Annotated in this window: 21 protein-coding genes; 17 read left to right on the top strand and 4 right to left on the bottom strand. The window is 60.8% G+C overall.

From position 1 onward, the window contains the following. Window positions 1-220: 220 nt before the first annotated feature. The 3 genes from ACKUG4_RS10095 to ACKUG4_RS10085 all read right to left on the bottom strand — a co-directional run bounded on the left by ACKUG4_RS10095 (window position 221) and on the right by ACKUG4_RS10085 (window position 2671). Window positions 221-580: a DUF6124 family protein gene (locus tag ACKUG4_RS10095; RefSeq protein ID WP_007956335.1), complete on the bottom strand. Its 360-nt coding sequence runs from the start codon at window positions 578-580 to the stop codon at window positions 221-223. An 87-nt stretch (window positions 581-667) separates the two neighbouring features. Continuing rightward, complete coding sequence (locus ACKUG4_RS10090) at window positions 668-1033, bottom strand: DUF6124 family protein (RefSeq protein ID WP_445433914.1); 366 nt, start codon at window positions 1031-1033, stop codon at window positions 668-670. Window positions 1034-1993: 960 nt separating this feature from the next. Further along, entirely contained in the window at window positions 1994-2671 is a 678-nt protein-coding gene (locus ACKUG4_RS10085) for an alpha/beta family hydrolase (protein ID WP_445433913.1), read from the bottom strand. An 86-nt stretch (window positions 2672-2757) separates the two neighbouring features. Here ACKUG4_RS10085 and ccoN (ACKUG4_RS10080) point away from each other — a divergent pair, with 86 nt between their 5' ends. The 17 genes from ccoN (ACKUG4_RS10080) (at window position 2758) to ACKUG4_RS10000 (ending at window position 18828) form a co-directional block, all read left to right on the top strand. Further along, entirely contained in the window at window positions 2758-4182 is a 1425-nt protein-coding gene (gene ccoN, locus ACKUG4_RS10080; protein WP_011333291.1) for a cytochrome-c oxidase, cbb3-type subunit I, read from the top strand. 10 nt (window positions 4183-4192) lie between these two features. Beyond that, window positions 4193-4801, top strand: coding sequence for a cytochrome-c oxidase, cbb3-type subunit II (ccoO, locus tag ACKUG4_RS10075; protein WP_003223389.1), 609 nt, complete (start codon window positions 4193-4195; stop codon window positions 4799-4801). Window positions 4802-4804: 3 nt separating this feature from the next. Then, entirely contained in the window at window positions 4805-5002 is a 198-nt protein-coding gene (locus ACKUG4_RS10070) for a cbb3-type cytochrome oxidase subunit 3 (RefSeq protein WP_102717705.1), read from the top strand. Beyond that, window positions 4999-5952 (top strand): cytochrome-c oxidase, cbb3-type subunit III, encoded by a 954-nt coding sequence (ccoP, locus tag ACKUG4_RS10065; protein ID WP_445433912.1) that lies wholly within the window; start codon window positions 4999-5001, stop codon window positions 5950-5952. Before ACKUG4_RS10070 ends, ccoP (ACKUG4_RS10065) begins: the two co-directional genes overlap by 4 nt. A 481-nt stretch (window positions 5953-6433) precedes the next feature. Continuing rightward, window positions 6434-7876 carry a cytochrome-c oxidase, cbb3-type subunit I gene (ccoN, locus tag ACKUG4_RS10060; protein WP_039770049.1) on the top strand — a complete coding sequence of 481 codons (1443 nt, stop codon included), beginning with the start codon at window positions 6434-6436 and terminating at the stop codon, window positions 7874-7876. Continuing rightward, window positions 7876-8484, top strand: coding sequence for a cytochrome-c oxidase, cbb3-type subunit II (ccoO, locus tag ACKUG4_RS10055; RefSeq protein ID WP_011333287.1), 609 nt, complete (start codon window positions 7876-7878; stop codon window positions 8482-8484). The genes ccoN (ACKUG4_RS10060) and ccoO (ACKUG4_RS10055) overlap by 1 nt, the downstream gene beginning before the upstream one ends. A 5-nt stretch (window positions 8485-8489) precedes the next feature. After that, complete coding sequence (locus ACKUG4_RS10050) at window positions 8490-8675, top strand: CcoQ/FixQ family Cbb3-type cytochrome c oxidase assembly chaperone (protein WP_003175465.1); 186 nt, start codon at window positions 8490-8492, stop codon at window positions 8673-8675. Then, complete coding sequence (gene ccoP, locus ACKUG4_RS10045) at window positions 8672-9655, top strand: cytochrome-c oxidase, cbb3-type subunit III (protein ID WP_102717707.1); 984 nt, start codon at window positions 8672-8674, stop codon at window positions 9653-9655. Before ACKUG4_RS10050 ends, ccoP (ACKUG4_RS10045) begins: the two co-directional genes overlap by 4 nt. Window positions 9656-9815: 160 nt before the next feature. Beyond that, window positions 9816-9992 (top strand): hypothetical protein, encoded by a 177-nt coding sequence (locus tag ACKUG4_RS10040; protein WP_156669314.1) that lies wholly within the window; start codon window positions 9816-9818, stop codon window positions 9990-9992. A 258-nt stretch (window positions 9993-10250) separates the two neighbouring features. Next, window positions 10251-11666, top strand: a complete 1416-nt coding sequence (ccoG, locus tag ACKUG4_RS10035) for a cytochrome c oxidase accessory protein CcoG (protein ID WP_039770041.1) — start codon at window positions 10251-10253, stop codon at window positions 11664-11666. 11 nt (window positions 11667-11677) lie between these two features. Next, the gene (locus tag ACKUG4_RS10030; protein WP_443526600.1) at window positions 11678-12217 is read left to right on the top strand and encodes a FixH family protein; all 540 of its coding nucleotides are present in this window, start codon (window positions 11678-11680) and stop codon (window positions 12215-12217) included. 214 nt (window positions 12218-12431) lie between these two features. Next, complete coding sequence (locus tag ACKUG4_RS10025) at window positions 12432-14882, top strand: heavy metal translocating P-type ATPase (RefSeq protein ID WP_445433911.1); 2451 nt, start codon at window positions 12432-12434, stop codon at window positions 14880-14882. A gap of 22 nt (window positions 14883-14904) precedes the next feature. Beyond that, window positions 14905-15117: a cbb3-type cytochrome oxidase assembly protein CcoS gene (gene ccoS / locus ACKUG4_RS10020; protein ID WP_064594725.1), complete on the top strand. Its 213-nt coding sequence runs from the start codon at window positions 14905-14907 to the stop codon at window positions 15115-15117. Further along, window positions 15110-15793: a sulfite exporter TauE/SafE family protein gene (locus ACKUG4_RS10015; RefSeq protein ID WP_445433910.1), complete on the top strand. Its 684-nt coding sequence runs from the start codon at window positions 15110-15112 to the stop codon at window positions 15791-15793. The genes ccoS and ACKUG4_RS10015 overlap by 8 nt, the downstream gene beginning before the upstream one ends. A gap of 91 nt (window positions 15794-15884) precedes the next feature. Next, window positions 15885-17267 (top strand): oxygen-independent coproporphyrinogen III oxidase, encoded by a 1383-nt coding sequence (gene hemN / locus ACKUG4_RS10010; protein WP_011333280.1) that lies wholly within the window; start codon window positions 15885-15887, stop codon window positions 17265-17267. Between the two features lie 199 nt (window positions 17268-17466). Then, entirely contained in the window at window positions 17467-18201 is a 735-nt protein-coding gene (gene fnr / locus ACKUG4_RS10005; protein WP_039770035.1) for a fumarate/nitrate reduction transcriptional regulator Fnr, read from the top strand. A gap of 78 nt (window positions 18202-18279) precedes the next feature. Next, a complete protein-coding gene (locus ACKUG4_RS10000; protein WP_003223345.1) occupies window positions 18280-18828 on the top strand; it encodes an adenine phosphoribosyltransferase in 549 nt (182 codons plus the stop codon). 127 nt (window positions 18829-18955) lie between these two features. Here the strand turns inward: ACKUG4_RS10000 and ACKUG4_RS09995 are convergent, their stop codons facing one another. Further along, complete coding sequence (locus ACKUG4_RS09995) at window positions 18956-20104, bottom strand: acyl-CoA dehydrogenase family protein (protein WP_445433909.1); 1149 nt, start codon at window positions 20102-20104, stop codon at window positions 18956-18958. Between the last annotated feature and the right edge of the window lie 49 nt (window positions 20105-20153).

Below are 20153 nucleotides of genomic sequence, written 5' to 3'. Positions count from 1 at the left end.
GGCTAGCCAGCATGAATACATCACCTACGCAGAATCCGATGATCAGGACCGACAAACCTGTGAGAAAGGAAGTCCGAGAAGAACTGACATTCCTTGATGTGCAGCGAGCGGCGCGTGATGGGCAAAAAGCATTCGATAAATTTGTGATCACTGGCAGGCTGTGACCTTTCGATATCGATAAAAAAACCGGAAGCCAAACGCTTCCGGTTTTTTGTGCCGTTTACTCCTTCGGCACGAGGTTATCCAACGCCTGATTCACCGCCAACTCGCCCAACATCACCACTTGCGCAATGCCCAACAGGGTCTTGCGGTTCGGCCCTTCCAGCAGGCCGGCAAAGTCACCGAGCATGACCGTGGCTGACGCGAGGGATTCGCAGGCGTTGGCCAGCAAGGACTCCGTGTCGGTTTGCGGGTTGACCATGAACATGTCGTTTGGGGTGTAGGGCGTGGCCATGATCCGGGCTGCTGGGGTCAGGTAATAGTCGAGGGCGCGTTCGGCCGCGTCGTGGAGTTTTCTTGAATCGGGAAATTCGTACGGGGACACCGGATCTTCTAACGGGGGAATGACGGTCTTGGACATCAGCTGAAACTCCGGAAAGAGTCGCTTGAGGATTTTTATAGACGGCTGCCAGGCAGCGAGGGGACAAGCCCCTCACCGAGGCGGCAACTACCGCGAGACGTGATGGTTATCCAGCACACGATTGACCAGCAGCTCACTCAGCATGATGACCTGCTGCAGAATCTGCATCGCCTTGCGCTGCGACGGATCGACGGTGTTGCCAAGATCCCGGGCCATGTCACTGGCCGACGACAGGGTTTCGCACGCTTCGACCAGCAGCGTTTCGTCATCCATTGTGGGATTGACCAGATAGATCTTGCCGGGCTTGCGCGATGGCTTGGAGGTCTTCTGTGCGCCAGGATCGAGGTAATGATTGATCGCCCGCTCGGTTGCCGATTTTATGTTTTCGGCTTCCAGTGCGGCGTCATAGGGGATTGAATCGGTTTCTGGCGGGTTGGGTGTGGCTTTGAACATAGACGTAACTCCAGTTTCGAATGTTTAGGAGCCATCACCCTCGCTACCAAACGAAGGGTGGTGGCCATACGCGGGTTGGTAGACCGGTCGAAACGGGAAACCCGGCGCTCACAAAGGAGCCCCGCGCATGCCCACCATAAAATCTGAGCCCCAAATATGGGACTGCATATGGTGACGCCATACGACGGTTTCGAAGCGGGCTACCAAACCCGATCACTGTTTTTTCAGTGACAGGGAAACGATATAGCCCTTTCCGAACCGCGTAAGCCGGCGGATTCTGGCGTAGGCGTAGGCAACGACGCAAGGTGTTGTAGCCCTTATGGCGTAACGGTTCGTGTACTTTAAACGTGCTTGCAAAATTACGTTTATGCGCCAAAAAGCCGGATGTTTGACTGTTCCTTTGCTGTGCTCTGGCAGACCGCTTTCGTCGGATCGCCGCCCGGACCAAGCCCGCTCCCACATCGGATCGGATGCACCCTTCAAAAACTGGTCGGCTGTCAGGCCGCCATCGCTGGCAAGCCAGCTCCCACAGGTATTACATGCAGTCTGCAAGAGATTGGTCGGCTCGTAGGCCGCCATCGCCAGCAGGCTGGCACACAGAAAACGAAAGCAGCTCACCTCCGCTTCTAACCACTCAAAACGATGAGCGTTAGCTCGAGTACCGCTTTTGATCTTCGGGCGACGTCGGAAGGCTGAGTGGAGGGATTTATCCGGGGGTGGGAGCGCAGCGACCGTTTGGCGAAGCCAAACACATCGAGAGGAGGTGCAGCGAAGCAAACCGTAGGCGATGCCCCCCGGATGAATCCCGGAGCGAAGGAACCCCGAGCCCCAGCGAGCGGGCCGAACGTAGGAGCAAGACCTTTTGGTTACTTTTGGGGCGTTTGCCAAAAGTGACCCGCCGTAAGGGCGGAACCCTAAGCAGCCATAACCGCAGCAACGGATATGCCCCCAAAAATAGCCTCAACGAAGAAACCCGGCCACCTTCTGCGCGGCGGCAGCCAAATGCTGCTCATGCGTAAACCCGGAAACCTTGAGCGGCTTCAAATCATGATCCCCCGCAGCCAGCCAAAACACTTCAATACTCGGCGATAAGGAATACCCTTCAACAGCGTCCCGATTGCCAAGCGCATCCCGCTCCCCCTGAACAATCAACGTCCGAGTCTGCAAAGAAGCCAGATGTTCGACCCGTGGCTTCTCCGGCTTCCCAACCGCATAAAACGGATAACCCAGACAAACCAAAGCATCAGCGCCAAGCTCATCAGCCAGCAAACTCGCCATCCGCCCACCCATGGACTTCCCGCCAATCGCGAGCGGACCAGCGACATGAAGTCGCACCAGGCCATACACCTCACGCCAGCACTCCAGCAACTTCGGCGCCGGATTCGGCGGACGTTTGCCGCCATCAACCCGCCGCTGCGCCATATAAGGAAACTCAAACCGCAACACGTTCACACCCAGCCCAGCAAGGCGCCCAGCCACATCCGTCATCCACTCACTGTCCATCGGCGCCCCCGCACCATGGGCGAGAATGAGCGTCGCCGAAGCCTCACCACTGGCCGCATCCCAAAGCCACCCACGATCCCGCAGGCACTGCGCCCATTGATCCCCGTCAATACTGGCCTTGTGCTGTTTGTCCATGCTTGCCTCGCTTTTAGTCTGCCTATAACTCCAGACGAAGGACGCGCTGTTGGCGCTCACTTCGGCTGAACCGTGGATGGGGAACCATGAACACTTCTATCAGTACCGCCTACAACTACAAGGTGGTCCGCCAATTCGCCATTATGACGGTGGTGTGGGGCATCGTCGGCATGGGGCTCGGGGTTTTTCTCGCGGCTCAATTGGTCTGGCCCGAACTCAACTTCAACCTGCCGTGGACCAGCTTCGGACGCCTGCGCCCGCTGCACACCAACGCGGTGATCTTCGCGTTCGGCGGCTGTGCCTTGTTCGCCAGTTCGTTCTACTCGGTACAGCGCACCTGCCAGACGCAATTGTTTGCGCCGAAAATCGCCGCCTTCTGCTTCTGGGGCTGGCAGCTTGTGATTCTATTGGCGGCTATCAGCCTGCCACTGGGTTACACCAGTTCCAAGGAATACGCCGAGCTGGAATGGCCGATCGACATTCTGATCACCATCGTCTGGGTCGCCTACGCCATCGTGTTCTTCGGCACGATCATGCAGCGCAAGACCAAGCACATTTATGTGGGCAACTGGTTCTTCGGCGCGTTCATCATCACTGTGGCGATTCTGCACATCGTCAACAATCTTGAGTTGCCGGTGAGTTTCACCAAATCCTACTCGGTGTATGCCGGTGCGACTGACGCGATGGTGCAATGGTGGTACGGCCACAACGCCGTAGGCTTTTTCCTCACCGCCGGTTTCCTCGGGATGATGTACTACTTCGTGCCGAAACAGGCCGAACGTCCGGTGTATTCGTATCGCCTGTCGATCGTGCACTTCTGGGCGCTGATCACCCTGTACATCTGGGCCGGTCCGCACCACTTGCACTACACCGCGCTGCCGGACTGGGCGCAGTCGCTGGGCATGGTGATGTCGCTGGTACTGCTGGCGCCGAGCTGGGGCGGCATGATCAACGGCATGATGACCCTCTCGGGCGCCTGGCATAAGTTGCGCAGCGACCCGATCCTGCGCTTCCTGGTGGTGTCGCTGGCGTTCTACGGCATGTCGACCTTCGAAGGTCCGATGATGGCGATCAAAACCGTCAACGCCCTCTCCCACTACACCGACTGGACCATCGGCCACGTACACGCCGGCGCACTCGGCTGGGTGGCGATGATTTCCATCGGCGCGCTGTACCACATGATCCCGAAAGTCTTCGGCAAAGAGCAGATGCACAGCATCGGCCTGATCAACGCGCACTTCTGGCTCGCAACCATCGGCACCGTGCTCTACATCGCTTCGATGTGGGTCAACGGCATTGCACAAGGCCTGATGTGGCGTGCGGTGAACGAGGACGGCACGCTGACCTACTCCTTCGTCGAAACCCTGGTGGCCAGCCACCCAGGCTTCGTCGTGCGGCTGATTGGCGGGGCGATCTTCCTCAGCGGCATGTTCCTGATGGCTTACAACACCTGGCGCACCGTGCGGGCCTCGCAGCCTGCTGACGTCGTTGCTGCCGCGCAGATGGCCTGAGGAGTCCGCCATGAAACACGAAACGATTGAAAAGAACGTCGGCCTGCTGATGTTGCTGATGGTGTTCGCCGTGAGCATCGGCGGCCTGACCCAGATCGTCCCGCTGTTCTTCCAGGACGTGACCAACAAACCGGTGGAAGGCATGAAGCCCTACACCGCGCTGCAGCTGGAAGGTCGCGACATCTACATCCGCGAAGGCTGCGTCGGTTGCCACTCGCAGATGATCCGGCCGTTCCGCGCCGAAACCGAACGCTACGGGCACTACTCGGTGGCCGGAGAAAGCGTGTGGGATCACCCATTTCTGTGGGGCTCGAAACGTACCGGTCCGGACCTCGCCCGGGTCGGCGCGCGCTACTCGGATGACTGGCACCGCGCGCATTTGTACAACCCGCGCAACGTCGTACCGGAATCGAAAATGCCGGCCTATCCGTGGCTGGTCACACAAGCGGTCGACAGCAGTCACACCGAAACCAAGCTCAAGACCATGCGCACCCTCGGCGTGCCGTACACCGACGACGACATCAGCGGCGCGGTGGCCAGCCTCAAGGGCAAGACCGAAATGGACGCCCTCGTCTCCTACCTGCAAGTGCTCGGCACTGCGATCAAGAGCAAGAGGTGAGCCATGGTCATTGAAATGAGCGCGGGGCTGATTCGCGGCCTCGGCACGGTCGTGGTGTTCGTGGCCTTCGTCGGCCTGACCCTCTGGGTGTTCAACCGCAAGCGCACGCCGGAATTCGCCGAAGCGCGCCTGCTGCCGTTTGCCGACGAGCCGCAACCCGACACTACCCAAGCTAATGAAACAAGGAGTACCCGGCCATGACCACCTTCTGGAGTACGTGGATCTGCGTACTGACCATCGGCAGCCTGATCGGCCTGACCTGGCTGCTGGTCGGCACCCGTCGGGGCGAAACCAAGGGCAGCGTCGACCAGACCATGGGCCACAGCTTCGACGGCATCGAGGAGTACGACAACCCGCTGCCGCAGTGGTGGTTCATGCTGTTCTCCGGCACGCTGGTGTTTTCCGTGGGCTATCTGATTCTTTATCCGGGCCTGGGCAACTGGAAAGGCATCCTGCCTGGCTACGAGGACGGCTGGACCGGCGTTCACGAGTGGGAAAAGGAAATGAGCAAGGCTGACGCCAGGTTCGGGCCGATCTTCGCCAAATTCGCCGCGATGCCTGTGGAAGAAGTGGCGAAGGATCCGCAGGCGCTGAAAATGGGTGGCCGTCTGTTCGCCTCCAACTGCTCGGTGTGCCACGGCTCGGACGCCAAAGGCGCGTTCGGTTTCCCTAACCTCGCCGACAAGGACTGGCGTTGGGGCGGCAGCGCCGACACCATCAAGACGACCATCATGGGTGGCCGGATGGCGGCGATGCCGGCGTGGGGTGAAGTGCTGGGCGAGGCAGGGGTGAAAAACGTCGCTGCCTATGTGCGTCATGAACTGGCGGGGCTGCCACTGCCGGCGGATAACAAGGCTGATCTCCAAGCGGGTCAGCAGGCGTTCAGCACAACCTGCACCGCCTGTCACGGGGCAAACGGCCAGGGCACCGAAGCCATGGGCGCGCCGAACCTGACGCATCCGGCCGGTTTCATCTATGGCACCAGCCTGACCCAACTCGAGCAAACCATCCGCCATGGCCGTCAAGGCCACATGCCAGCTCAGAACGAGCTGCTGGGCAACGATAAAGTGCAATTACTGGCCGCTTATGTGTACAGCCTGAGCAATGGATTGAATACAGAAAAACTGATTACCGAGGACAATAAAAAGTAATCATTGCGCACAAGACTGCCGCACGTTTCCAGTGCGGCAGTTTCCAGCCCCTTTGCGACGCATTGTCGCACCCCTTCACCCCCTCTCCTTTCGGTTACCCGGATTCGGGTCTACGCTTGCTCGATGTGGACTGGCCCGTGCCGGTTCCAGGTCGACCCCGAGCGAGGCGTTGAACGAATCGGCTGACTGATATGGCCGCAAAGGCCGGTAGATACCGGCTGTCGTGCCCATTACCGTCCGTCACCCGAACCGAGCGTTCGAACACACCCCGTTACATCCGACCGGGACCCCTCGCTTTTTTCGTCCGCTGCGACATTTTGCCCGAGGGCAATTTTGTCCTTACGCGGCGCATGGAAAGGCCGCAGAATCAGCGTTGGAAAGCATTGACCCAGGTCATGGCGCGTTGCATTGACCCCCTGCTTTCTACATACTTGCGGCCGATTTTAATCCTAATAAAACACCCAAACCGTGGAACCTTAGAATGAGCACAGCAATCAGTCCGACTGCTTATAACTATAAGGTAGTCCGCCAGTTCGCCATCATGACGGTGGTCTGGGGGATCCTTGGCATGGGGCTCGGTGTCTTCATCGCCTCGCAACTGGTCTGGCCGGAGTTGAACTTCGGTCTGCCGTGGACGAGCTTTGGACGCCTGCGCCCGTTGCACACAAACCTGGTGATTTTCGCCTTCGGTGGTTGTGCACTGTTTGCCACTTCCTACTATGTCGTGCAGCGAACCTGCCAGACGCGACTGATTTCCGACAGCCTCGCGGCCTTCACCTTCTGGGGATGGCAAGCGGTGATCGTCGGCGCGATCATTACCTTGCCGCTGGGTTACACCACCACCAAGGAATACGCGGAACTGGAATGGCCGATCGCCATTTTGCTGGCCATTGTCTGGATTTCCTACGGACTGGTGTTCTTCGGCACCATCACCAAGCGCAAGACCAAGCACATCTATGTCGGTAACTGGTTCTACGGTGCGTTCATCGTGGTGACCGCGATGCTGCACATCGTCAACCACATGTCGCTGCCGGTCAGCCTGTTCAAGTCCTACTCGGCCTACTCGGGCGCCACCGACGCGATGATCCAGTGGTGGTACGGCCACAACGCCGTGGGCTTCTTCCTGACCACCGGTTTCCTGGGGATGATGTACTACTTCGTGCCGAAACAGGCCGAACGTCCGATCTATTCCTATCGTCTGTCGATCGTGCACTTCTGGGCGCTGATCACTCTGTACATCTGGGCCGGTCCGCACCACCTGCACTACACCGCTCTGCCGGACTGGGCACAATCGCTGGGCATGGCGATGTCGATCATCCTGCTCGCGCCAAGCTGGGGCGGCATGATCAACGGCATGATGACCCTGTCGGGCGCCTGGCATAAGCTGCGTACCGACCCGATCCTGCGTTTCCTGGTGGTATCGCTGGCGTTCTACGGCATGTCGACCTTCGAAGGTCCGATGATGGCGATCAAGACCGTCAACTCGCTCTCGCACTACACCGACTGGACCATCGGCCACGTACACGCCGGCGCTCTCGGCTGGGTAGCGATGATCTCGATCGGCGCGATCTACCACATGATCCCGAAACTGTTCGGCCGCGCGCAGATGCACAGCACCGGCCTGATCAACGCGCACTTCTGGCTCGCGACCATCGGTACCGTGCTGTACATCGCTTCGATGTGGGTCAACGGCATCACTCAAGGCCTGATGTGGCGTGCAATCAACGACGACGGCACCCTCACCTACTCGTTCGTCGAAGCGCTGCAGGCCAGCCACCCCGGCTTCATCGTCCGTGCCCTGGGCGGTGCGTTCTTCGCCAGCGGCATGCTGCTGATGGCGTACAACGTATGGCGCACCGTTCGCGCCTCGAACCCGGCTGAAGCCGAAGCCGCCGCCAAGATCGCCGTAGTTGGAGCTCACTGATGAAGCATGAAGCTGTCGAGAAGAATATTGGTCTGCTGGCCTTCTTCATGGTCATCGCCGTCAGCGTCGGTGGCCTGACCCAAATCGTTCCGCTGTTTTTCCAGGACGTCACCAACAAGCCGGTCGAAGGCATGAAGCCGCGCACCGCCCTTGAACTGGAAGGCCGCGACGTTTACATCGCCAACGGCTGTGTCGGCTGCCACTCGCAGATGATCCGTCCGTTCCGTGCCGAAACCGAACGCTATGGCCACTACTCGGTCGCCGGTGAAAGCGTCTGGGATCACCCGTTCCTGTGGGGTTCCAAACGTACCGGCCCGGACCTGGCCCGCGTCGGCGGTCGTTACTCCGATGACTGGCAGCGTGCGCACTTGTACAACCCGCGCAACGTCGTCCCCGAGTCGAAAATGCCGGCCTACCCGTTCCTCGTAGAAAACAAGCTCGATGGCAAAGACACGGCCAAGAAAATGGAAGTGTTGCGCACGCTCGGCGTCCCTTACACCGACGAAGACATCGCCGGTGCAAGAGATGCCGTGAAGGGCAAAACCGAAATGGACGCGCTGGTGGCCTATCTGCAAGGCCTGGGCACCATCATCAAAAGCAAACGGTGATTCTGATGGATATCGGGATGATTCGAGGCCTGGGCACCGTTGTCGTGATGGTTGCCTTCATCGGCCTGGCGTTGTGGGTGTTCAGCCCCAAGCGCAAGTCGGAGTTTGAAGACGCGACCTTGCTGCCCTTCGCGGATGATCCCGAAGCCATCAAGCACGTCGAGCAAGCTTCTAGGAGTAACAAAGAATGACTACATTCTGGAGTCTGTACGTCACAGTCCTCAGTCTCGGTACGATCTTTTCCCTGACCTGGCTGTTGTTGTCGACCCGCAAGGGCCAGCGCACCGAACAGACCGACGAGACGGTCGGCCACTCCTTCGACGGGATCGAGGAGTACGACAACCCGCTGCCGAAATGGTGGTTCATGCTGTTCGTGGGCACCATCGTGTTTGCGTTGGGTTATCTGGTGCTGTACCCGGGCCTGGGCAACTGGAAAGGTCTGCTGCCGGGTTACAACTACCTCGATACCGAGAAGCAGACCGCGTTCGCCAACGGCCAGACCGGCTGGACCGGCGTTCACGAGTGGGAAAAGGAAATGGCCCGTTCGGACGCCAAGTTCGGTCCGATCTTCGCCAAGTTCGCCGCCATGCCGATCGAAGAAGTAGCGAAGGATCCGCAAGCCCTGAAGATGGGTGGCCGTCTGTTCGCCTCCAACTGCTCGGTCTGCCACGGCTCCGACGCCAAGGGCGCTTATGGTTTCCCCAACCTGACCGACGCCGACTGGCGCTGGGGCGGCGAGCCGGAAACCATCAAGACCACCATCATGGGCGGTCGTCACGCGGTGATGCCGGCCTGGGCTGAAGTGATCGGTGAGCAAGGCGTGGCCGACGTGGCTGCGTTCGTGCTGACCAATCTGGATGGCCGCAAGCTGCCGGAAGGCACCAAGGCAGATCCGGCCAATGGCCAGAAACTGTTCGCCGCCAACTGCGTGGCCTGCCACGGCCCGGCGGGTAAAGGTACGCCAGCCATGGGCGCACCCGATCTGACCCACCCGGCCGCGTTCATCTACGGTTCGAGCTTCGCCCAACTGCAGCAGACCATCCGTTACGGCCGTCAGGGCCAGATGCCTGCCCAGGAACAACTGCAAGGCAACGACAAGGTTCACCTGCTGGCGGCTTACGTTTACAGCCTGTCCCACGGTGAAAAACCAGCGGAAGCCGAGGCCCAGTAAGGCCAACGCCTGAAGCAAACAAAGCGGCCCCGCCAATGAGAATTGGCGGGGCCGTTTTGCATTCCGGCACCTTCATGATTTGAGACGAATGCTCGATGGACGCTTAATGAGGTGCCCTGTAGCTTGTCGTTCGACACATTGACCTCAAGGAAGAAAACCAATGCGAGAATCTGATCACGACTGCGTTCAACCCCGTGACGATTTCCTTTACGCCTATTCGGAAATTCAAACCACACCTACCGAAGCCCCTGCCAGCGACAAAACAAAAACAGTCGAACGCGCCGAGAAGAGTAAAGGCAACGGGCTGGACAGTCTCGGAGGTGGAAAACTGGTTTGATGCCGCTCCAGACAGGCATGTCAGCGCATTCCGGGGGCTCGTTCGGGAGAACGGGACCAAGGATCGTCTATAGTCAATTGATCTGCATCATGCTTTGTTACATTCGCTACACCATTCATGATTTTTCCCCAACGCGACCAAAGGTCGCACCCGTTCGTCGGTAGTACAGGCGTATCATTGCGCCACCGCAACACCCCTTTTTGACCCCGGCCGGCACGCATCGACCGAGGCATTTTTCCACTGCCGTGGGATGCAATGATGAGCAACCAGATTCCGGTACACGACGTCACGCCACCCAGCAAGAACGCAAACAACAGCGTCGACCTTTACGCCTCTCGAGAAAAAATCTACACCCGTGCTTTCACCGGCCTGTTCCGCAATCTGCGGATGATGGGCGGCGCGGCGCTGTTCCTGCTGTATTTCGGTACGGTGTGGTTGAACTGGGGCGGCCACCAGGCCGTGTGGTGGAACCTGCCGGAGCGCAAGTTCTTCATTTTCGGTGCCACCTTCTGGCCGCAGGATTTCATTCTGCTTTCCGGGCTGTTGATCATTGCCGCCTTCGGTCTGTTTTTCATCACCGTGTATGCCGGCCGGGTCTGGTGTGGTTACACCTGTCCGCAAAGCGTCTGGACATGGATTTTCATGTGGTGCGAGAAGGTCACCGAAGGCGACCGCAACCAGCGCATCAAGCTCGACAAGGCGCCAATGAGCGCCAACAAGTTCCTGCGTAAATTCGCCAAGCACGCGCTGTGGCTGCTGATCGGTTTCGTCACCGGCATGACCTTCGTCGGTTACTTCTCGCCGATCCGCGAACTGGTAATCGAATTCTTCACAGGGCAAGCCGATGGCTGGTCGTATTTCTGGGTCGGTTTCTTCACCCTCGCCACCTACGGCAATGCCGGCTGGCTGCGTGAGCAGGTGTGCATCTACATGTGTCCGTATGCACGCTTCCAGAGCGTGATGTTCGACAAGGACACGCTGATCGTTTCCTACGACCCGCGTCGCGGTGAAAGCCGTGGTCCGCGCAAGAAAGGCATCGACTACAAGGCTCAGGGCCTGGGCGACTGCATCGACTGCACCATGTGCGTCCAGGTCTGCCCGACCGGCATCGACATCCGCGACGGCCTGCAGATCGAATGCATCGGTTGCGCCGCGTGCATCGACGCCTGCGACAGCATCATGGACAAGATGGATTACCCGCGCGGGCTGATCAGCTACACCACCGAACACAACTTGTCCGGGCAGAAAACCCATAAACTGCGGCCACGCCTGATCGGTTATGCCGTGGTGCTGCTGGCGATGATCAGCCTGTTGGTGACGGCCTTCTTCATGCGTTCGCTGGTGGGTTTCGACGTCAGCAAGGACCGCGTGCTGTACCGCGAAAACGCCGAAGGCCGGATCGAAAACGTCTACAGCCTGAAGATCATGAACAAGGATCAGCGCGACCACACTTACGTGCTGGAAGCCGCCGGTTTGCCGGATCTGCGCCTGCAAGGCAAACGCGAGATCAAGGTGCCGGCCGGGGAAATCTTCAGCATGCCGGTCGAGCTGTCGAGCGCGCCTGAACAATTGCCATCGAGCACCAACGAGGTGAAATTTATCCTCAAGGACGCCGATGACGACAGCGTCCACGTAGAAGCCAAGAGCCGATTCATCGGCCCACAAAATCGTTGAGAGAACTGAACATGCCCGCAGCAAACGCCGCAAGTCCCTGGTACAAGCACCTTTGGCCATGGATCATCATCGGGATTCTGGCCTGTTCGGTGACCCTGACGCTGTCCATGGTGACCATCGCGGTGAACAACCCGGATAACCTGGTCAACGACAACTACTACGAGGCCGGCAAAGGCATCAACCGTTCGCTGGACCGTGAATTGCTGGCGCAGACCCTGAAGATGCGCGCCGCCGTGCACCTGGATGACGTCACCGGCGAAGTCGACCTGCGCCTGAGCGGCGACAGCCAGCCGAAAACCCTGGAACTGAACCTGATCTCGCCGACCCAGCCGGAGAAGGATCGCAAGATCGTCCTCGCCCGCAGCGAGACTGAACAGGGCCGCTACATCGGCCAGTTGAGCGACAAGATCGAAGGCCGGCGTTTTGTGGAGTTGCTGGGTACTCAGGACGATCACGTGTGGCGGATGTTCGAGGAAGAGCTGGTCAACCATGACAAGGATCTGTTGCTGGGTGATGAGCCGTTGCAGGGTGCAGAAGACCTGAAGAATTAAGCAGCACTGCAAGTGCCCCCTCACCCTGGCCCTCTCCCCCTGGAGAGGGAACTGATCTCGGACGCTTGCACGCGCCATGTATGCCAGTGACGATGTCGCTGACTGAACCCATTAATCCGGCCACCACCGATCGGCCCCCTCTCCCTCCGGGAGAGGGCTGGGGTGAGGGCAAGCGGACCACTCGATTCCAGGGGTTTATTCCCTCGACAATGCCATGACCACTCCACTCCCCTGCTACCACTGCGCCCTGCCCGTCCCGTCCGGCAGCCGCTTCACCGCCGTCGTGCTCGGGGAGTCCCGCGAGTTCTGCTGCCCCGGCTGCCAGGCCGTGGCCGAAGCCATCGTCGCCGGCGGGCTGGAAAGCTATTACCAGCATCGCAGCGAAGCTTCGGCCAACCCCGAAGCGCTGCCGGTGCAACTGGTCGATGAGCTTGAGCTGTACGACCGCGCCGACGTGCAGCAACCCTTCGTGCGCCACGAAGGCGAACTGGCCGAAACCACGCTGCTGATGGAAGGCATCAGCTGCGCCGCGTGCGGCTGGCTGATCGAGAAACACCTGCGCACCCTGCCCGCTGTGGCCGAGGCGCGGCTGAACCTGTCCAACCATCGCCTCCACGTACGTTGGGCCGACGGACAATTGCCGCTGAGCCAGATCCTCGGCGAACTGCGCCACATCGGCTATGCCGCGCACCCGTATCAGGCCGACCGCGCCAGCGAACAACTGGCCAGTGAAAACCGCCTCGCCCTGCGTCAACTCGGGGTCGCCGGGCTGCTGTGGTTTCAGGCAATGATGGCAACCATGGCGACCTGGCCGGAATTCAACATTGACCTCAGCCCGGAGTTGCACACCATCCTGCGCTGGGTCGCTCTGTTCCTCACCACGCCGATCGTGTTCTACAGCTGCGCGCCGTTTTTCAAAGGCGCCATGCGCGATCTGCGCACCCGTCATCTGACCATGGACGTTTCGGTCTCACTGGCGATCGGCGCGGCGTATGTTGCCGGGATCTGGACTTCGATCACCGGGGTCGGCGAGCTGTATTTCGACGCGGTGGGCATGTTCGCGCTGTTCCTGCTCGCCGGGCGCTACCTTGAACGTCGCGCCCGCGAGCGCACCGCCGCTGCCACCGCGCAACTGGTCAATTTGCTGCCGGCCTCGTGCCTGCGCCTCGACGATGCCGGCCAGAGCGAGCGGATCCTGCTCAGCGAACTGTGCCTCGGTGACCGGGTGCTGGTGCAGCCCGGTTCGGTGCTGCCGGCGGACGGCAAGATCCTCGATGGCCAGTCGAGCATCGACGAGTCGGTGCTGACCGGCGAATACCTGCCACAACCGCGCACCAAGGGCGATGCCGTCACCGCCGGCACGCTGAACGTGGAAGGTGTGCTGACCGTCGAGGTGCAGGCGTTGGGTCAGGACACGCGGCTGTCGGCGATCGTCCGCCTGCTGGATCGCGCCCAGGCGGAAAAACCACGGCTGGCGGAAATCGCCGACCGCGCCGCGCAATGGTTCCTGTTGCTGTCGCTGATCGCGGCGGCCGCCATCGGCCTGTTGTGGTGGGAACTGGATTCTTCGCGCGCCTTCTGGATCGTCCTCGCGATGCTGGTCGCCACTTGCCCGTGCGCCCTGTCTCTGGCAACGCCGACCGCGCTGACCGCCGCCACCGGCACCCTGCACAAACTCGGCCTGCTGCTGACGCGCGGTCATGTGCTGGAAGGTCTGAACCAGATCGACACGGTGATCTTCGACAAGACCGGCACCCTCACAGAAGGCCGACTGGTACTGCGCTCGATTCGACCGCTCGGCGCCCTCGACAGCGATCAATGCCTGAGTCTGGCCGCCGCTCTGGAAAACCGTTCCGAACACCCGATCGCCCGCGCCTTCGGTCGCGCGCCACTGGCCGCCGAAGATGTCCACAGCACGCCGGGCCTGGGGCTTGAAGGGCTGGTTGGCGAACAGCGTTTGCGCATCGGTCAGGCGGATTTTGTCTGTGATCTCAGCGGCGCGCCGGTGCCGTCGATGCCGAAAGAGCCGGGGCAATGGCTGCTGCTCGGTGACCATCAGGGGCCGCTGGCCTGGTTCGCCCTCGACGACCGCCTGCGCGACGACGCCCCCGCCCTGCTCGCGGCGTGCAAGGCACGCGGCTGGCGCACGCTGCTGCTGTCGGGCGACAGTTCGCCGATGGTCGCCAGTGTTGCCGCCGAACTGGGCATCGACGAGGCCCGGGGCGGTCTGCGTCCGGACGACAAGCTGCAAGTGCTGCAACAACTGCACAAGGACGGCCGCAAGGTATTGATGCTCGGCGATGGGGTCAACGACGTGCCGGTGCTGGCCGCTGCGGACATCAGCGTGGCCATGGGCTCGGCCACCGATCTGGCGAAAACCAGTGCCGACGCGGTGCTGCTGTCCAATCGCCTCGACGCCTTGGTACAAGCCTTCACGCTGGCGCGCCGCACACGCCGGGTGATCATCGAGAACCTGTTGTGGGCCGCGCTGTACAATGGCCTTATGTTGCCGTTCGCCGCCCTCGGCTGGATCACTCCGGTGTGGGCCGCCGTCGGCATGTCGATCAGTTCGCTGACCGTGGTGCTCAACGCCCTGCGCCTGACTCGCCTGCCGAGTGCGCCGGCCGTCAGCGCCACGTCAGAAACCCGCCCGCTGCCGGCCTGAGCCGCGCGGGCATGGAGTACAGATGCCAGCTCTTTACGTGATGATTCCGGCCGCGCTGCTGATCGTGGCCATCGCCGTCTACATCTTCTTCTGGGCGGTGGACAGCGGCCAATACGACGACCTCGATGGCCCGGCCCACAGCATCCTGTTCGACGATCAGGACCCGAACCACACCGCTGCGGTGGACGAAGCCAACCCTACAAAAGCGGACGACAAGGCGCCACCCCATGCTTGAACTGGCGCCGCTGCTGGTGTCTGCGTTGATCCTCGGCCTGCTCGGCGGCGGCCATTGCCTGGGCATGTGCGGAGGCTTGATGGGCGCACTGACCCTGGCGATTCCCAAGGAACAACGCAGCCGACGTTTTCGATTGCTGCTGGCCTATAACCTCGGGCGGATTTTCAGTTATGCCACGGCGGGATTACTGATCGGACTGGCCGGATGGGCCGTGGCCAACAGTCCTGCCGCGCTGTTCATGCGCGTGCTCGCCGGTTTGCTGCTGATCGCCATGGGCTTGTACCTGGCCGGTTGGTGGAGCGGCCTGACCCGTATCGAAAGCCTTGGGCGCGGACTGTGGCGTTACATTCAACCCGTCGCCAATCGTCTGCTGCCGGTGTCGAGCCTGCCGCGGGCCTTGCTGCTAGGCGCGCTGTGGGGCTGGCTGCCGTGCGGGCTGGTTTACAGCACGTTGCTGTGGTCGGCCAGTCAGGGCAATGCACTCTACAGCGCGTTGCTGATGCTCGCCTTCGGGCTCGGCACCTGGCCGGTATTGCTGGCCACCGGCCTCGCGGCCGAGCGGGTCACGGCGCTGTTGCGCAAACGCAGCGTGCGCATGGCCGGCGGTCTGCTGGTGATCCTGTTCGGTATCTGGACCCTGCCAGGGCCGCACCAGCACTGGCTGATGGGCCACTGATGCCGTTGATGCCGTTGATGCAAATCAAGATGCCTTTTCGCGCCCTCCCCTAGACTCGGCACACTGCCAGCCTATCCGGGGGAATGCCCGCATGCTCGACGCCATTCGTTGGGACACCGATTTGATCCGCCGCTACGACCTGGCGGGGCCGCGCTACACCTCGTACCCGACGGCCGTGCAATTTCACAGTCAGGTCGGCACCTTCGACCTGTTCCACGCCCTGCGCGACAGCCGCAAGGCCCTGCGCCCGCTGTCGCTGTACGTACACGTGCCGTTCTGCGCGAACATTTGCTACTACTGCGCCTGCAACAAGGTCATCACCAAAGATCGCGGCCGCGCGCTGCCGTATCTGCAACGGCTCGAGCAGGAAATCCAGCTGATCGCCTGCCACCTCGACCCGGCGCAGAAAGTCGAGCAACTGCACTTTGGCGGCGGCACGCCGACCTTTCTCAGCCACGACGAACTGCGCCAGTTGATGGCGCACCTGCGCAAGCATTTCAATCTGCTGGACGATGATTCCGGCGACTACGGCATCGAAATCGACCCGCGCGAAGCCGACTGGTCGACCATGGGCCTGCTGCGGGAACTGGGCTTCAACCGGGTCAGTATCGGCCTGCAGGATCTCGACCCGGCGGTACAACGGGCGGTCAATCGCCTGCAAAGCCTGGAGGAAACCCGCGCGGTGATCGACGCGGCGCGCACCTTGCAATTTCGCTCGATCAACATCGATTTGATCTACGGCCTGCCCAAGCAGACCCCGGACAACTTCGCCCGCACCGTCGAGGAAGTCATCAGCCTGCAACCGGACCGGCTCTCGGTGTTCAACTACGCGCACCTGCCGGAACGCTTCATGCCGCAGCGGCGGATCAACGGCAACGAACTGCCGAGCCCGGCGCAGAAACTGGAAATGCTGCAACGCACCATCGAACAACTGACCGCCGCCGGCTATCGCTACATCGGCATGGACCACTTCGCCCTGCCCGACGATGAACTGGCGATTGCTCAGGAAGAATCGACCCTGCAACGCAATTTCCAGGGCTACACCACCCACGGTCACTGCGACCTGATCGGGCTAGGCGTGTCGGCCATCAGCCAGATCGGCGACCTGTACTGCCAGAACAGCAGCGACCTCAATCACTACCAGAACACCCTCGCCGGCGCGCAACTCGCCACCAGCAGAGGCCTGGTGTGCAACGCTGACGACCGCCTGCGCCGCGCGGTGATTCAGCAACTGATCTGCAATTTCAGCCTGGACTTCGCCGAGATCGAGCGCAGTTTCAACATCGATTTTCAGGGTTACTTCGGCGCGCTCTGGCCACAATTGCAGGGCATGGCGCAGGACGGGTTGATCGAACTGGATCGCGAACGCATCACCGTGCTGCCGGCCGGACGACTGCTGGTGCGTTCGGTGTGCATGGTGTTCGATGCGTATCTGGAACAGCAGAATCGCCAGCGCTTTTCCCGGGTGATCTGACTTTTCGTCAACAACGCAGGGGGCTGCGTATCCATAGCGGTCATCGAAACGGTGCCTTGCACGCCGTCCGAGACACGTTTATCGGCCGTCATCCCTGCGGCGTTTTGCCGGTGGGGCAATCTCGCCACAGGCTGGCCTGAATGTCTTCCAGTGGGTTACCCTTACGCCTTATGTGTGTTTTCCCACAAGGATTTAAGAAATGTCCGAGCCAGTTAAACTGCGCGCTCACAACCAGGCTAATTGCAAGGATTGCAGCCTGGCCCCTCTCTGCCTGCCACTTTCGCTGAATCTGGAAGACATGGAAGCGCTGGACGAAATCGTTAAACGGGGTCGCCCGTTGAAAAAGGGTGAGTTCCTGTTCCGCCAGGGCGACACCTTCGATTCCGTTTATGCAGTACGCTCCGGCGCTCTGAAGACCTTTAGCCTGAGCGATACCGGCGAAGAGCAACTGACCGGTTTCCACCTGCCGAGCGAGCTGGTCGGCCTGTCCGGCATGGACACCGAGAAACACCCGGTGTCCGCTCAGGCACTGGAAACCACTTCGGTCTGCGAGATCCCCTTCGAACGCCTCGATGAACTGGCCCTGCAACTGCCGCAGCTACGCCGTCAGCTGATGCGCGTGATGAGCCGGGAAATCCGCGACGACCAACAGATGATGTTGCTGCTGTCGAAGAAAACTGCCGACGAGCGCATCGCCACGTTCCTGGTCAACCTGTCGGCGCGTTTCCGCGCTCGCGGCTTCTCGGCCAACCAGTTCCGCCTGAGCATGTCGCGCAATGAAATCGGCAACTATCTGGGGCTGGCGGTGGAAACCGTGTCCCGGGTCTTCACCCGCTTCCAGCAGAACGAACTGATCGCCGCCGAGGGCAAGGAAATCCACATCCTCGACCCGATCCAGCTCTGCGCCCTGGCCGGCGGCTCGCTCGAAGTCTGATCTCGACCCGCGGCCGAGCGAATCGTTTCAGCCGCGGGTATACTGCGCCGTTTGCAGCCCTGCCAGGACACCTCGACGATGGTCTTCGACTCCTTCGACATCAAATCCCTGATCCGCCCCGTGATCGACTTCCCGAAACCGGGTGTGATCTTTCGCGACATCACCCCGCTGTTCCAGTCGCCCAAGGCCCTGCGCCTGGTGATGGACAGCTTCGCCCACCGCTATGTCGAAGCCGACTTCACCCACATCGGTGCGATGGATGCGCGTGGTTTCCTGATCGGTTCGGTACTGGCCTATCAGTTGAACAAGCCGCTGGTGTTGTTCCGCAAGCAGGGCAAGCTGCCGGCGGACGTGCTGGCCGAAGGTTACGCGACCGAATACGGCGAAGCGTTTCTGGAAGTGCACGCCGACAGCCTGTGCGAAGGCGACTCGGTGGTGATGTTCGATGACCTGATCGCCACCGGCGGCACGCTGATCGCAGCGGCCAACCTGATCCGCCGCATGGGCGCCCGCGTTCATGAAGCGGCGGCGATCATCGATCTGCCGGAACTGGGTGGTTCGCAGCGTCTGGAGGACATGGGGATTCCGACGTTCTGCCTGACGCAGTTTGCGTTGACTGATAAATAAGCGGCGCCTGCCATTACGCCTTCGCGAGCAAGCCCGCTCCCACATTCGACCGCATTCCCCGGATGGAACATGGTCGAATGTGGGAGCGGGCTTGCTCGCGAATGGGCCGGCAGCCTCACTGCAAAATCTAAAGTCCCATCTGTTTGCTGATGATCTCGTTCATCACTTCCCGCGTCCCGCCGCCAATCGACAGAATCCGGTTATCCCGATACAGCCGCTCCACCAGACTTTCGCGCATATAACCCAGCCCGCCAAGAATCTGCACCGCCTCATTGGTAATCCGGTCCGAAGTGTCCGTGGCAAAGTTCTTGGCCATGGAAATCTCCTTGATCACGCTCTGCCCTGCCGCCATCTTCGCCGCCTGCCGGTAGGTGAACTCCCGCGAGACTTCCAGCGCTGTGGCCATTTCCGCGAGGCGGTGCTTGATCACCTGGAACTTGCCGATGGGTTTGCCGAACGCTTCACGTTCCTTCGCCCACTTCAGGCTTTCTTCCAGCGCCAATTGCGCGGTCATGTTGGCCATCAGCGCCAGCGCCAGACGTTCGCTCTGGAAGTTGCCCATGATGCAGGCAAAGCCCATGTTCTCCGCGCCAATCAGGTTTCCTACGGGCACCCGGCAATCATCGAAGAACAATTCAGCCGTGTCCGACGCCCACCAGCCCATTTTCTTCAGCGGCCGGCCGACGGTGAAACCCGGCGTACCCTTCTCGATCAGCAGCAGGCTGATGCCGCCGAAACCGGGCGCACCGGTGCGCACCGCGACGGTGTAGTAGTCAGCGCGTACGCCACTGGTGATAAAGGTTTTGCTGCCGCTGACCCGGTAATGATCACCATCGCGTACGGCGCGGGTCTGCAGGTTGGCGACATCGGAACCGCCACCCGGCTCGGTGACAGCCAAGGCGCTGATTTTCTCGCCGCTGAGTACTTGGGGGACGACGCGGTTACGCACTTCGGGCCGGGCCCATTTGACGATCGGCGGCAATCCGATGTCGAGCGAGCCGAGCCCCGCCACCAGCCCGCCGGAACCGCAACGCATCAGTTCTTCGCTGGCGGCGATCTTGGCGAACAGATCACCTTCGTGACTGCCGCCCAGCGCTTCGGGGTAACCGATGCCGAGAATGCCGGCCGCACCGGCCTTCAGGTACAGCTCACGGGGAAAGCTTTCGGCTTCTTCCCACGCATCGATGTCCGGCAGGATCTCGCGCTTGACGAAACGTCTGACGCTGTCGCGGACCATTTGGTGGTTGGGGTCGAAGTATTCCTGGAAGGCGGGCATCGGCGAACTCCATGGAAGGGTTCGCCGAACTTAACCGAGCGCTTGCTTG

The sequence above is a fragment of the Candidatus Pseudomonas auctus genome (assembly GCF_048654275.1).
Lineage (GTDB): Bacteria > Pseudomonadota > Gammaproteobacteria > Pseudomonadales > Pseudomonadaceae > Aquipseudomonas > Aquipseudomonas pharyngis.
Note: the sequence above shows the minus strand (reverse complement) of the source record. Positions and strands in the feature narration are given on the sequence as shown.